Origin of the sequence: Pseudomonas sp. PDNC002 (assembly GCF_016919445.1) — a bacterium.
Classification (GTDB): domain Bacteria; phylum Pseudomonadota; class Gammaproteobacteria; order Pseudomonadales; family Pseudomonadaceae; genus Pseudomonas.
In genome coordinates this window covers 1,253,169-1,265,470 of sequence record NZ_CP070356.1, presented here as the reverse complement: position 1 = coordinate 1,265,470, position 12,302 = coordinate 1,253,169, and the positions used below count along the sequence as shown (strand labels likewise).

Annotated in this window: 13 protein-coding genes; 8 read left to right on the top strand and 5 right to left on the bottom strand. The window is 65.3% G+C overall.

Features of this window, described 5'->3' with window-relative positions; genetic code table 11:
• Positions 1-9 precede the first annotated feature (9 nt).
• From JVX91_RS05815 to JVX91_RS05780, 8 genes are all read left to right on the top strand, one after another.
• The gene (locus JVX91_RS05815) at positions 10-1,737 is read left to right on the top strand and encodes a hypothetical protein (protein WP_205338410.1); all 1,728 of its coding nucleotides are present in this window, start codon (positions 10-12) and stop codon (positions 1,735-1,737) included.
• A gap of 185 nt (positions 1,738-1,922) precedes the next feature.
• On the top strand, positions 1,923-3,419 hold the full coding sequence (locus tag JVX91_RS05810; protein ID WP_205338409.1) for an acetyl-CoA hydrolase/transferase family protein: 1,497 nt from the start codon (positions 1,923-1,925) through the stop codon (positions 3,417-3,419).
• 357 nt (positions 3,420-3,776) lie between these two features.
• Positions 3,777-3,983 carry a DUF1127 domain-containing protein gene (locus JVX91_RS05805; protein WP_015474893.1) on the top strand — a complete coding sequence of 69 codons (207 nt, stop codon included), beginning with the start codon at positions 3,777-3,779 and terminating at the stop codon, positions 3,981-3,983.
• Positions 3,984-4,251: 268 nt separating this feature from the next.
• Complete coding sequence (locus JVX91_RS05800; protein WP_205338408.1) at positions 4,252-4,446, top strand: DUF1127 domain-containing protein; 195 nt, start codon at positions 4,252-4,254, stop codon at positions 4,444-4,446.
• A gap of 89 nt (positions 4,447-4,535) precedes the next feature.
• Entirely contained in the window at positions 4,536-4,856 is a 321-nt protein-coding gene (locus JVX91_RS05795) for a DUF2388 domain-containing protein (RefSeq protein WP_205338407.1), read from the top strand.
• Positions 4,857-4,963: 107 nt separating this feature from the next.
• Positions 4,964-5,257 carry a DUF2388 domain-containing protein gene (locus tag JVX91_RS05790; RefSeq protein ID WP_205338406.1) on the top strand — a complete coding sequence of 98 codons (294 nt, stop codon included), beginning with the start codon at positions 4,964-4,966 and terminating at the stop codon, positions 5,255-5,257.
• Between the two features lie 37 nt (positions 5,258-5,294).
• The gene (locus JVX91_RS05785; protein ID WP_205338405.1) at positions 5,295-5,630 is read left to right on the top strand and encodes a DUF2388 domain-containing protein; all 336 of its coding nucleotides are present in this window, start codon (positions 5,295-5,297) and stop codon (positions 5,628-5,630) included.
• Complete coding sequence (locus JVX91_RS05780) at positions 5,627-7,585, top strand: DUF4105 domain-containing protein (protein WP_205338404.1); 1,959 nt, start codon at positions 5,627-5,629, stop codon at positions 7,583-7,585. Before JVX91_RS05785 ends, JVX91_RS05780 begins: the two co-directional genes overlap by 4 nt.
• A 104-nt stretch (positions 7,586-7,689) precedes the next feature.
• On the opposite strand, the gene JVX91_RS05775 is transcribed toward JVX91_RS05780, so the two are convergent.
• The 5 genes from JVX91_RS05775 to JVX91_RS05755 all read right to left on the bottom strand — a co-directional run bounded on the left by JVX91_RS05775 (position 7,690) and on the right by JVX91_RS05755 (position 12,198).
• The gene (locus tag JVX91_RS05775) at positions 7,690-8,091 is read right to left on the bottom strand and encodes a GFA family protein (protein WP_205338403.1); all 402 of its coding nucleotides are present in this window, start codon (positions 8,089-8,091) and stop codon (positions 7,690-7,692) included.
• A 25-nt stretch (positions 8,092-8,116) separates the two neighbouring features.
• Positions 8,117-8,830: a phytanoyl-CoA dioxygenase family protein gene (locus JVX91_RS05770; RefSeq protein WP_205338402.1), complete on the bottom strand. Its 714-nt coding sequence runs from the start codon at positions 8,828-8,830 to the stop codon at positions 8,117-8,119.
• Entirely contained in the window at positions 8,827-9,753 is a 927-nt protein-coding gene (locus tag JVX91_RS05765; RefSeq protein ID WP_205338401.1) for a LysR family transcriptional regulator, read from the bottom strand. Before JVX91_RS05765 ends, JVX91_RS05770 begins: the two co-directional genes overlap by 4 nt.
• Before the next feature lie 75 nt (positions 9,754-9,828).
• Positions 9,829-10,785: an agmatinase gene (gene speB / locus JVX91_RS05760; RefSeq protein ID WP_205338400.1), complete on the bottom strand. Its 957-nt coding sequence runs from the start codon at positions 10,783-10,785 to the stop codon at positions 9,829-9,831.
• A 27-nt stretch (positions 10,786-10,812) separates the two neighbouring features.
• Positions 10,813-12,198: a sodium:solute symporter gene (locus JVX91_RS05755; protein WP_205338399.1), complete on the bottom strand. Its 1,386-nt coding sequence runs from the start codon at positions 12,196-12,198 to the stop codon at positions 10,813-10,815.
• Positions 12,199-12,302: the final 104 nt, after the last annotated feature.

The window sequence follows — 12,302 nt, the reverse complement described above, 5'->3', positions numbered from 1 at the left end:
ATGTCCGTCATGCCCGTCACACCAACGCCCACGAGAGAAGCCACCCTGGGTCGCGCACTGGTTGCGCTGGCTTTGCTCCTTTATTGCGTACTCACGGCGCTCGCCTACTTCTTCATCGAAGAAGACAGCTACATCTACTTCCGAGCGGCTGAGAACATCGCCGGCGGTTTCGGCTACGTCTTCAACATCGGCGACACACCCGTGGAATCGGGAAGCGGGCCGCTCTGGCAGTACCTGCTCGCCCTGGGCATCTACCTCGGCGCTGCACCGATCCCGTTGATCAAACTGCTGGGCCTGTCGTGCGGACTGGGCACCGTGTACCTGGTCTATCTGGCGGGCAGAAACTTCGCCAGCCCCGCCTGGGGCGGCGCCGCTGCGTTGATGATCGCCGGCAGCACGCCCTTCGTCTGGTGGGCCAATAGCGGACTGGAATTGGCCGCCTATACCTTGCTGTTGTCCGGCTGCCTTCTGATCTGCTCGCGCCCAGGGAGGATAGGGGGATGGCGGGCGATACCCTTCGTCCTGCTGCTGTTCGTGCGACCCGAGGCATTCCTGATCGTGCCTGTCTTCCTGCTGTTCTTCGCCTTCAACGGCCAACGGGCCTTCGCCCTGCGCGTCCTCATTTCGTGTGCCCTTGGGTACAGCTGCTACCTGGCGTTCCGGCTCTTCTACTTCCACGAGGTGCAGGTCAGCGCGTTCTACTCCAAGATCACGGCCGAGGGCGCCAGTTGGTCCTATATCTGGTTCGTCCTGAAGGAACTCCGGATTCTCTATCCGCTCGCCCTGGCGATTCCGGCGTTACTGCTGCTCAAACGAATGAGCCAGCCGGCAAGCTTCATGCTGCTGGTGGCACTGTCCCTGATGGGGATCTTCTTCGCTGGCTCGAACTTCGACTTCAAGCCCTATTTCCGTTTCTATGCGCTGGCCCTGCCGCAGTTCTACCTGCTGTTCGCCTGCGCGGGCCACGCGCTCAGTCAGCTGACCTGGCGTCCCAGCCGAGCCATGGTGGCGGCCTACGCGTGCTTTGCAGTGGTCGCCGTCATCTGGGTACCGCGCATAGAGCTCTTTGCCGGACGCAGCCCAAACGCACTGCTGCTGATGGGTCGCTTGATAGCAGAGGACCCCGCACGCGCGCTGGCCTCCTACCGCGACAAGTTACGTGATCCGCAGAGCCAGGTGCCGCTCGATGGCATGCTGGCGGAGCGTTCGCCCTTGCTTGCAGCGCAGTGCCTGGATCAGAACTACCAGGCGGCCATCGGCCACTTCCTGCGCGAAAACTATCCACAGGGTCTGCGCATCGTCTACGACCAGATGGGCCAGACCGCCTACCTGGCCGGCAAGCAGCAACATTTCGTCGACCTGCTCGGCCTCGCCTCGCCGCCCGTATCGCTGTACTACTTCAACCTCAACGCCGCCAATAGTCACGCGAAACAGCTCTACAAGCGTGTCGTCGACCCGCTGGTCGGACTGAGCTCGGACAGCAATCGCGACATCGGTCTGGAAGACGCCCTGCAATACGTCTATGACCAGAACCCGGACGTGGTTCTGATCCATGGATTTGTCACTCGCAATCCTCTGACGCTCACCTATCACCTCTCGCAGAGCCAGTGGCTGCGTGACAACTACATTCCGCGCTACCAACTGGCGCACTGGGTGACGGTCTACGAACGCAAGGACCATCCGTACCCGCTCAAGGCCAGCAGCTTCCCGCCGTCCCTGGACTTCCGGGCTCTCTAGCCAGCCGTTCATCCGACATCGGGCAGGTGCGCCGGGCCCATTGCCCTCCGGCAATACGCGCGCCCATGGACTTTGGTAGTAAGAAGGCAACCGGCCGGGCGATTTTTCGACCTTGGTATAAGAGCCAAAAATCGCCGAGTCCCTAGACTGGCGGCCTCGCACTTCCTACTGCCCGAGGTTTTCCCATGTTCCGTGATCGCGTGCGTATGTCCTCCCTGTTGGACAAGGTGATGACTGCCGACCAGGCCGCGGCCCTTATCAAGGACGGCATGACCGTCGGCATGAGCGGTTTCACCCGCGCCGGCGAAGCCAAAGCCGTGCCCAAGGCCCTCGCCGAGCGCGCCAAGCAGGAGCCGCTGCGCATCAGCCTGATGACCGGCGCCAGCCTGGGCAACGACCTCGACAAGCAACTCACCGAAGCCGGCGTGCTGGCCCGCCGCATGCCCTTCCAGGTCGACAGCACCCTGCGCAAGGCGATCAACGCCGGCGAGGTGATGTTTATCGACCAGCACCTGTCGGAAACCGTCGAACAGCTGCGCAACCACCAGCTCAAGCTGCCGGACATCGCTGTCATCGAAGCCGTCGCCATCACCGAGGAAGGCCACATCGTGCCGACCACCTCGGTGGGCAACTCGGCCAGCTTCGCGATCTTCGCCAAGCAGGTGATCGTCGAGATCAACGTCGCGCACAACGCCAACCTCGAAGGCCTGCACGACATCTATATCCCGACCTACCGTCCTACTCGTACGCCGATCCCGCTGACCAAGGTCGACGACCGTATCGGCAGCACCGCGATCCCGATCCCGGCGGAGAAGATCGTCGCCATCGTCGTCAACGACCAGCCGGACTCCCCGTCCACCGTGCTACCGCCGGACGGCGAAACCCAGGCCATCGCCAACCACCTGATCGACTTCTTCAAGCGTGAAGTGGACGCCGGCCGTATGAGCAACAGCCTCGGCCCGCTGCAGGCCGGCGTCGGCACCATCGCCAACGCCGTCATGTGCGGCCTGATCGAGTCGCCATTCGAGAACCTGACCATGTACTCCGAAGTGCTGCAGGACTCGACCTTCGACCTGATGGACGCCGGCAAGCTGCGCTTTGCTTCGGGCAGTTCCATCACCCTGTCCGCGCGCCGCAACGCCGAAGTCTTCGGCAACCTGGAGCGCTACAAGGACAAGCTGGTGCTGCGCCCGCAGGAGATCTCCAACCACCCTGAAGTGGTCCGCCGCCTGGGCATCATCGGCATCAACACCGCGCTGGAATTCGATATCTACGGCAACGTGAACTCCACCCACGTGGGCGGCACCAGGATGATGAATGGCATCGGCGGCTCGGGTGACTTCGCCCGCAACGCGCACCTGGCCATCTTCGTCACCAAGTCCATCGCCAAGGGCGGCAACATCTCCAGCGTCGTACCAATGGTCAGCCACGTCGACCACACCGAGCACGATGTGGACATCCTGGTCACCGAGGAAGGCCTGGCCGACCTGCGTGGCCTGGCGCCGCGCGAGCGCGCCCGGGTGATCATCGACAACTGTGTGCACCCGTCCTACCGCGACGCCCTGAACAGTTACTTCGATGCCGCCTGCGAGCGCGGCGGCCACACTCCGCACATCCTGCGCGAGGCCCTGGAGTGGCATATCAATCTGGACGAACGCGGCCACATGTTGGCGGCGAGCTGATCCAGAGCCGCTTGCGGGTCATTCAGCAATGAATGGCCCGCAAGGGTTTACAGCCGAAAAAAAACCACGTAAAAACACTCCTGAACAGATTTTTATCCCGCCTCAACTGTTCAGCTCTCCTCGCCGCCACCCTGGCCGGCACCCTCGAAATACCTCAGACGCCCACCAATTGCGCACCAGAATGGAGCGCAACGGTACAGTTCGCCCTGAAAAAGACCATTACAGTTCAAAATAACAATCGCCTGACCAGCTGCAATACTGTGCAACTGTACCTGTCCGTCCTGACCAAATAGTCAGATCATATGCTCAATCAATTCAGCAACTGACTACTCGCCACAAGCGAGAAGGATGACCACCATGGAACGTACCCTCGGTTCCGCAGCTCTCAGCACTACCCGTAGCACCTCCAGCGCCCATCGTGGCCTCGTCGGCACCGTTCGCCTGTGGCAGCGCCGCATGGAAAGCCGCCGTCAGCTGGCTCGCCTGGACTCCCGCCTGCTGGCCGACGCCGGCATCAGCGAAGCCCAGCGTTACGCCGAACTGAACAAGCCGTTCTGGCGCTGATTCAACAGTACAACTGGGCCATTCTCTCCAGGATCGCCAAAACTGTACTGCTAGATTGCCTGAGGCCGCTCATCTGGAGCGGCCCGTGGCAATACTCCCGGCTCTACCCTTCCCCGCCCTCTGGAACAGACAGTCGCTACAGCGGCAGTACAGTTCCGCATTTACCGCCGCTGTTCCCCCGTAATTTCACACCGCTGCGCCTGATGCGTCGTCGCCCGCGAATGCGAGCCTGTATCGACCGTCCCTATCGGTCATCAGGAGAATCGCCATGGAACGCGCGCTTTCACAACCCCAGCCCCGTCTCTCGCTGCTCGGCCACCTGCCACGACTGCTGAGCGAGTGGCGGCGAAATGCCCTGACCCGCCGCCACCTGGCAGCACTCAGCGAGCTGCAACTGGCCGACATCGGCATTTCTCCCAGCGAGCGTGTGCGCGAAATCTCGAAACCGTTCTGGCGCGGATAGCTGGTGACGCCGATCAGTCTTGGCTAGTCTGAGCACAGGTAGAGTGGCCGCCCCGGCCACATTTGCTAGGTCTTATCCGGAGCCACTCCATGAAGAACAGCCTTCGCCTGATCGCCGCTGCTGCACTGATCGGCTGCACCACTGGTGCCTTCGCCACCAGTTTCGTCTACACCACCGACCTGTCGGTGCGCGCCACCGGCGCCACCTCCGATGCAACCTCGGGCATCAGCAACTCCTTCAAGGACGACAAGATCGTTCTGGAAGCCCGCGACGACGCCGCGACCTTCGTCGCCAGCCAGGGCCAGATCCGTGGCGCGCACCTGGAAGCCGCCTTCGCTCACATCCGCAGCAAGATGCCGACCCTGGCCGTCAACGATCAGCAACTGGCCCAGGCCATCCTGACCATCTGATCGGCCGAACCCTGCCGCGCCGGGCGCTCCGCCCGGCGCTCTGCGCTGGCTCTCTCCGGCGCATTCCGTTAGCCTTGGCGGTCGTACTTTTCCGATCGTTCGAGTCCATGCGTACCCTGCTCTTCCTGCTGCCGCTGCTGGCCTGTTCCCTGCCCGTCCAGGCATTCGACCAGACGACTCAGTTCCCGGTGGGGACCAGCTACGCCACCAGCAAGGTCACCAGCGCGCCCTTCGACAACAAGCTGCTGCGCGGTGCCCGTGATGACGCGGCGCAATTCGTCGCCACCGACGGCGCGGTGCGCGGTGTCCGCCTGGAGGCTGCACTGCACTGGTTGCGCCAGGAACATCCGGGGCTGGCGGCGAACGATCGGGAACTGGCCGAAGCTATTCTTGCCAAATAAGTCGTGAGCAGCTCCCGCTGCCCTTTCGGAGACATCCATGCGCCTCAGCTCGCTTCCCAAGAGCCCCCTGATCCTCGGTCTGCTGCTCGCTGCCTGCGCGTCCACCGCCCAGGCCCAATCGGTGGTCCGCGTGTTCAACATCACCACCAACGCCTTCGCCCGCAGCATCGACTTCACCTCGGACACCACCACCTCCGTGCGTGACATGAAGGTCGTCCGCGAAGCCCGCGACGATGCCGCCAGCTACGTCGGCAGCGACGGCGCAATCCGTGGCGCCCAGCTGGAAGCCGCGTTCAAGGTGCTGCGCGAGCAGGTACCGCAGGCGCGCGAAGCCTCGGATCAGGTCCTGGCTGAAGCCATCCTCGCTCTGTGAGACTCCGGGCTGGCCGCTGGCTGGCGGCCCTGGCACTGATTGTCGCCGCCAGCAGCCACGCCTCGCTCCGCCTGGAGCTGGACGACAAAGGCCTGAGCGCCGCCCAGCGCCAGGCCAGCCAGCAACTGCTCGACGAGGCCCTGCACACCTTGCCGGACAGCTTCGTCGCCCAGTTGGACCGCAAGGTCGACGTGCAATGGCGCGACGACCTGCCCAGCAATGGCATGGGCCGCACCCTGCGCCCCGGCGCCATCGCCCTGAACACCCGCTATCTCGGCCCACTCACCGACGGCAGCGCCGCCACCGAGCAGACCGGCCGCACCCACGGCACCCTGCGCCGCGAACTGCTGGCCACCCTGCTCCACGAACTGACCCACCTCTATGACCGCGCGCGCCTGTGGGAAACCGACGAAGGCCGGGTGATCAACCGCTGCACGATGCGCGACAAGAGCCTCGGCCGCGTTGGCGCGCCGGACGAATGCCGCGGCCAGACCGGCCGCCGCTTCACCCTCTCGGACGACCCACGCCTGCTCGACCTCGCCGGCTGGCCGCAGTACGCCGGCAAGCACGGTGAGCGCGAGCAGCACAACCGCTTCCTGCTGCGCAGTCCGGACAAGTACGAAGTGACCAACCCGCGCGAGTACGTCGCGGTGAACATGGAGTACTTCCTCCTCGACCGCAGCTTCGCCTGCCGCCGTCCCGCGCTCTATCGCTACTACGCGGCGCGCTTCGGCGAGCGTCCGCACGATGAATGCTCCACAAGCTACGCCTACCTCAATGCCGGCCGCGACTTCGGCCGCCAGCCCCTGGGTTATCTCGACCCGGAACGCGTCTACGAGGTCGACTACCTGATCGCCGAGGCCAACACCGAGATCGCCAGCCGCTGGGGCCACACCATGCTGCGGCTGGTGGTCTGCGCCCCCGGCCGCCCGCGCGGCCCGGCCTGCCGCCTGGACCTGGACCAGCACCTGGTGCTGTCCTACCGCGCCTTCGTCGGCGACCTGCAGCTCTCCAGCTGGGATGGCCTGACCGGCGCCTACCCGTCGCGCCTGTTCGTGCTGCCGCTGTCCCAGGTGATCGAGGAGTACACCAAGGTCGAGCTACGCAGCCTCGCCTCGATTCCGCTCAAGCTCAGCCGCGATGAGGTCAACAGCCTGGTGGAGCGCTCCGCGCAGAGCCACTGGAGCTACGACGGCAACTACTACTTCCTCTCCAACAACTGTGCGGTGGAGACGCTCAAGCTGCTGCGCAGCGGCATCCAGCGCCAGAGCCTGCAGACCATGGATAGCATCACGCCCTATGGCGTGCTTGGCCTGCTGGAGAACAAGGGCATCGCCGACGCCAGCGTGCTGGACAACCCCAAGGAAGCCCTGCGCCTGGGCTATCGCTTCGACTCCTTCCGCGACCGCTACCAAGCCATGTTCGACGTGCTGAAAAAGCGCATGAATGTCCCGCAGGACAAGGTGGAAGACTGGCTCGCCCTCCCGGCCGTCGAGCGCCGCCAGTGGTTCGACAAGGCCGACCTGCGCTCCAGCGCCGCCCTGCTGCTGCTCGAACAGGCCTCGCTGCGCCGCCAGCTGTTGCTGGCCCAGGATGAGCTCAAGCGCCTGTACCTGAGTGACCGCGACAGCATGCAGGCCAAGCCCGATCTCGCTGCTGCCGGCAAGACGCTGCAGCAGATCCTCGACGACAGCGGCTTCCTCAGCCGCCCTGCCGAGCTGCTCGACGGCGGCTACGGCCTGCCCCAGGCGCCGGAGACGGCGACCCTGGAGAAGCAGACACAGCAGCGCCAGCAACGCCTGCGCCAGCTCAGCGACAACCTCGACCGTGAAGTTCGCGCCCTGCTCACCCCGGAGCGCCGCGACGAGCTGGCCGCGCTGGAAGCCAACACCAAGCAGATCGGCGCGCACCTGCGCGAGCTGCACAAGGCGGCGGGCGGGTTGGAGTTGCCCTGAAGCCAGCCGATCGCCGGTTCGCGAGCAAGCTCGCTCCTACAGGTAGCGCATTGTTGCTCTTCGTAGGAGCGAGCTTGCTCGCTAACAAAACCGAACCGCGAACCCTAGAGCTTCTCCTCCCACTCCTCTTCCAGCTGCTCGTCCAGGTGAATCCACGGCAGCCGGCTGTTCACCCAGATATGCCGGTTGGGCAGCACCGTTTCGACCTCCTCCAGCGTCGCCGTGGTGATATCCATCGTGTCCGGCGCCTGGTCCGTGAACAGCGCCAGCTGGGCGCCACAGTTGCGGCAGAAGTAGCGCACGCACGGCGGTGAAGAGGGGTACTCGGCTGGTTTGCCGTGGGTCCAGCGGAAGCTCTTCAGCGGCACAGTGACCCAGGTGGTGACGATGCCGCCAGTGGTGCGCCGGCAGATCGAGCAATGGCAATGGGCGACGTCCGTCAGCTCGGCATCGCACTCGTAGCGCAGCTGTCCGCAATGGCAGCCGCCGGCATGCACCTTACTCATCTCCAGTCCTCCCGGACGCAGTGATTCAATCGTATTCCGCCGCCTCATGGTCACCCAGCAGACGGCGCTGGCGCGGCGTGCAGGCGGCCAATACCTGGGGGTTGAACGCCCAGTCCAGGTAGGGCGAGAACTTCTGCGCGACCATGCGCCGGCCATAGTGCACCTGCAGAAGATAGCGCGTGCGCTGGCTCGTATTGCGACTGCCGGCATGCCACAAGTCGCTGCGGAACAGCAGGCAGTCGCCGGCGCGGCACAGCACCGGTTCGGCGGCCCTGCCCTGCCACTCGTACTCGTCCGGCTGCGGCGCGCGGCCGGCGCGATGGCTGCCGGGAACTACCCAGGTCGGGCACAGCGCCTCGTCGATATCGTCGAGGTAGATCTGCGCGGTGCAGATGAACATCGGCACATCGACGGCGGGCAGCGCCACGGGCAGATAGTCCTGATGCAGCTCTGCGCCGATGAAGCCGGGGTGGCAACGCCAGGCGGTCTGGCCGATCACATGGCAGTCATCGCCCAGCGCCGCTTCGGCCAGCTCGATAAGCCCCGACGGATCGAGATACGGCAGCCAGCGCGGCGAACGGTTGAACACGCATTTGTAGTGATCCACCAGGCCCTCATAGTCCCAGTGCAGCGGCCGCAGGTCGTCGATCAGTGCGCGCACCTCAGCGACTTGCGCCACGCCCAGCAGGCCGCGCAACAGGACGAAGCCTTCGTCGTGCAAGGCGCGCAAGGCGTTCATGCCAGCGCCACGCCATTGCCCAGTCGTGCCTGGGCGCGCTCCAGCGCATCGAGGAAAGCCGCGAGCGCCTCGCCGGGCTCGGCCCCCTGGCGCGTGACGCAATGGAATTCCGAGACATAGGCCAGTTGCGCCGGACGGATCGCGCGCAACCGACCATCGGCCACCCACTCGCTCGCGTAGTGGCTCGGCAGGTAGCCGATGAAGGTGCCGCTGAACACCAGGTTGGCGATGGCCTCCATGCTGTAGGCATTGGTCGCGCGGCTGAACACCAGGCCGTGGGGCCGCCGGCTTTCCGCCATGTAGCCGCGCCCGACATACTCGGCGGCGCAGATCTGCTCCAGCGTCGGCTCGTCGTCCTGGCGGGCGAAGAACGGATGCTCGCGGGCGCAGTAAAGGTTCTGCTCCTCGCTGAACAGGGGCTGGTAGCGAAGGCCGGACAAGCGGTGGTGGAAGGCGCCGATGGCCAGTTGCAGGCGCTCTTCCAGGACGGCGTTTTCCAGTTCATCCGGGCGCTGCGTATGCAGGTTCAGGCGCACCCGCGGGCAGTCCCGGCGGAACAGCTGGATTGCCAGTGGCAGGGGCCAGCAATGCTGGCCGAGCACACCATCGACACAGCCCAGGTGCAGGGTTTCACGGTCGCGCCCCCCCAGGCCGGTGACCTGTTCGCGGAAGCGCTCGATGTCGACGAACAGGCCCAGCGCCGCCTCGTACAGCTCCTGGCCCTCATCGGTGAGCTGGAAGCCGCTGCTGCCGCGCCGACAGAGCGAATAGCCCAGGCGCAGTTCGAGATCACGCACCAGCACGCTCAGGCGCGACAGACTGGTGTTCAGGCGCACCTGGGCGGCGGTGAAGCCGCCCGCCTCGACGATGGTGCAGAAGGTGCGCAGCAGGCGCAGGTCGATATCGGAAAGATTGCCCAGCATGGGAGTTCTCGCGGCGGCGGGCGCAGGCCTTTCGTTATAGCGCCGAGGACGCCGTCGCGTGAACCCCCATCGCGGTCAGCGGCGAGCGGCCAGCGAGTCGGCGAGCACGCAGAGCAGCTCGAACATCATGGTCGCGCCCACCAGCGCAGTCGCCCCGCCCTGGTCGAACGGCGGCGAGACTTCCACCACATCCGCGCCGATCAGGTTCAGACCTTGCAGGCCGCGGATCATGTGCTGGGCCTGCAGCGTGGTCATGCCGCCGATCTCCGGCGTGCCGGTGCCGGGCGCGAAGGCCGGGTCGAGCACATCGACGTCGAAGGTCACGTAGGTCGGCTCCTGCCCCACCACGCGGTGCACCTCAGCCAGCGTTGCCTCGACACCCAGGTCGGCGAACTCTTCCATGTGGATCACGCGGATGCCGCACTCCCGGGCAAAGGCTTCATCGTCTGCGTCGTAGATCGAACCGCGGATGCCAATCTGCACCGTGCGTTTCGGATCGAGCAGCCCCTCTTCGATGGCGCGGCGGAACGGCGTGCCATGGGTGTACGGGTTGTCGCCGAAATAGCGGTCGTTGGTGTCGGAATGGGCGTCGAAATGCACCATGCCGATGGGCCGCTCGGCGGCCAGCGCGCGGAAGATCGGCAGCGTCACCAGGTGGTCGCCGCCCACCGACAGCGGGATGGCGCCAGCGGCGTGAATGCGCCGGTAGAAGCCCTCGATGCGCTTAAGCGAATCGAGCAGGTCGATGGGGTTCACCGGCGCATCGCCGATGTCGCCGACGCGCACCAGCTCGTAGGGAGCGATGTGGCTGACATGGTGCACCTTGCGCATCAGGCTGGACTGGTTGCGCACCTCGCGCGGACCATGGCGGGCGCCGGCGCGGTTGGTGGTGCCACCGTCCCAGGGCACGCCGAGCAGCGCGATGTCCAGCTGGGCCGGGTCTTCGAAGATGGGCAGGCGCATGAAACTGGGAATGCCGGCGAAGCGGGGAATCTCGGCGGCGTCCATCGGTTGCGGGAAATCATGGGTCACGGTTCGTCTCCTGGCTGCGAAAGGGATTCAGTCGGCCTGCGGCTGCAGGCCGATGGCAGGCTTGCCGGCGAGGCTGACCACCACGAAGGTGACCAGGCTGGCGAGCAGGCCATAGGCGATGGGGGTGTTGGCGAGGATGCCGTCGATGGCCATGAACAGGACCACCACGACGCTGCCGACGACGATGCTGGCGATCGCCCCGCGGGCCGATGCGCGGCGCCACAGCAGCGCGCCAAGGATCGGCACCAGCAGGCCGCCCACCAGCAGGTTGTAGGCAATGCTCAGCGCGCCGATGACGTCGTTCACCAGGCACGCCAGGACCAGCATCACCACGCCCATCAGCAGGGTGAACAGGCGGCTCTCACGCAGGCCATTGGGCGCACCGGGGCGCAGGAAACGTGCGTAGACGTCCTCCTGCAGCACAGTGGCGGCGGCGAGCAGGCAGCCGGAGGCGGTGGACATGATGGCCGACAGCGCTGCCGCTACCACCAGCCCGCGCACGCCCGGCTCCAGTACCTGCCGGGTGACCTCGGCGTAGGCGTTCTCCGGCACCGCCAGGTTGGGGATCAGCACGTGGGCGGCGGCGCCGATCAGCGCGCAGGCCAGGCCGTAAAGCATGCAGTAGATACCGGCGCCGAGGCCGGCGTAGCGCACCACCTTCTCGCTGCGCGCAGTGAACACGCGCTGCCAGATGTCCTGCCCGATCAGGGCGCCGAAGAAGTACAGCAGGAAGTAGGTGAGGATGGTGTCGAGGCCGATGTGGCCAAGGTCGAAGAAGCCCGCCGGCAGCACCTCCTGCATGCGCGACAGGCCGCCCGCCTCGTGGATCGACATGGGCAGCAGCACGGCGAAGATGCCGAGGGTCTTGATCACGAACTGGATGATGTCGGTGAGGGTCAGCGACCACATGCCGCCGATCACCGAGTAGAAGATGACGATGCCGCCGCCGCAGAGGATCGCCGGTATACGCGGCACATCGAAGACCACCTCGGTCACCGAGCCGATGGCGATGGTCGCGGTGACCGCCACCATCAGGTCGTAGGCGACCATCACGATCCCGCCGATCAGCCGCGAGGACGCCTGGTAGCGCTGCTCGAGGATCTGCGTGACGGTGTAGACCTTGAGCTTGGCGATCTGCCGCGAGAACACCAGGCTGAGGACGATGATCCCCAGGCCCAGCATGAACACCAGCCACAGGCCGGACAGCCCGTAGAGATAGCCGAGCTTCACCGTACCGATGGTGGACGCGCCGCCAAGCACCACGGCGGCCATGGTGCCCAGGTAAAGGCCCGGGCCTAAGCGGCGCCCGGCGACGAGGAAGTCGTTCTGGTTGCGCGCCTTGCGCATTCCGTACCAGCCCAGGGCAAGCATGCCCAGGGCGTAGACCAGCATGATCAGGTAATCGAGCAGCATCGCGGGGCTCCTGTTGTTGTTGTGTGGGCCGCCCGGCAAGCCTGATGCGCCCCGCCTCGCCAACAAATCCCCGATGCCGGAAGCCAACTTTCGCCGGCGCGAAA

Excerpts from the sequence above, each read along its gene's own strand:
- JVX91_RS05805 (WP_015474893.1), top strand. The coding sequence starts at position 3,777 with ATGGAACGTACCCTCGGTTCCGCAGCTCTCAGCACTACCCGTAGCACC.
- JVX91_RS05790 (WP_205338406.1), top strand. The coding sequence starts at position 4,964 with ATGCGTACCCTGCTCTTCCTGCTGCCGCTGCTGGCCTGTTCCCTGCCC.
- JVX91_RS05800 (WP_205338408.1), top strand. The coding sequence starts at position 4,252 with ATGGAACGCGCGCTTTCACAACCCCAGCCCCGTCTCTCGCTGCTCGGC.
- JVX91_RS05795 (WP_205338407.1), top strand. The coding sequence starts at position 4,536 with ATGAAGAACAGCCTTCGCCTGATCGCCGCTGCTGCACTGATCGGCTGC.
- JVX91_RS05785 (WP_205338405.1), top strand. The coding sequence starts at position 5,295 with ATGCGCCTCAGCTCGCTTCCCAAGAGCCCCCTGATCCTCGGTCTGCTG.
- JVX91_RS05765 (WP_205338401.1), bottom strand. The coding sequence starts at position 9,753 with ATGCTGGGCAATCTTTCCGATATCGACCTGCGCCTGCTGCGCACCTTC.
- JVX91_RS05815 (WP_205338410.1), top strand. The coding sequence starts at position 10 with ATGCCCGTCACACCAACGCCCACGAGAGAAGCCACCCTGGGTCGCGCA.
- JVX91_RS05775 (WP_205338403.1), bottom strand. The coding sequence starts at position 8,091 with ATGAGTAAGGTGCATGCCGGCGGCTGCCATTGCGGACAGCTGCGCTAC.
- JVX91_RS05755 (WP_205338399.1), bottom strand. The coding sequence starts at position 12,198 with ATGCTGCTCGATTACCTGATCATGCTGGTCTACGCCCTGGGCATGCTT.
- JVX91_RS05810 (WP_205338409.1), top strand. The coding sequence starts at position 1,923 with ATGTTCCGTGATCGCGTGCGTATGTCCTCCCTGTTGGACAAGGTGATG.
- JVX91_RS05770 (WP_205338402.1), bottom strand. The coding sequence starts at position 8,830 with ATGAACGCCTTGCGCGCCTTGCACGACGAAGGCTTCGTCCTGTTGCGC.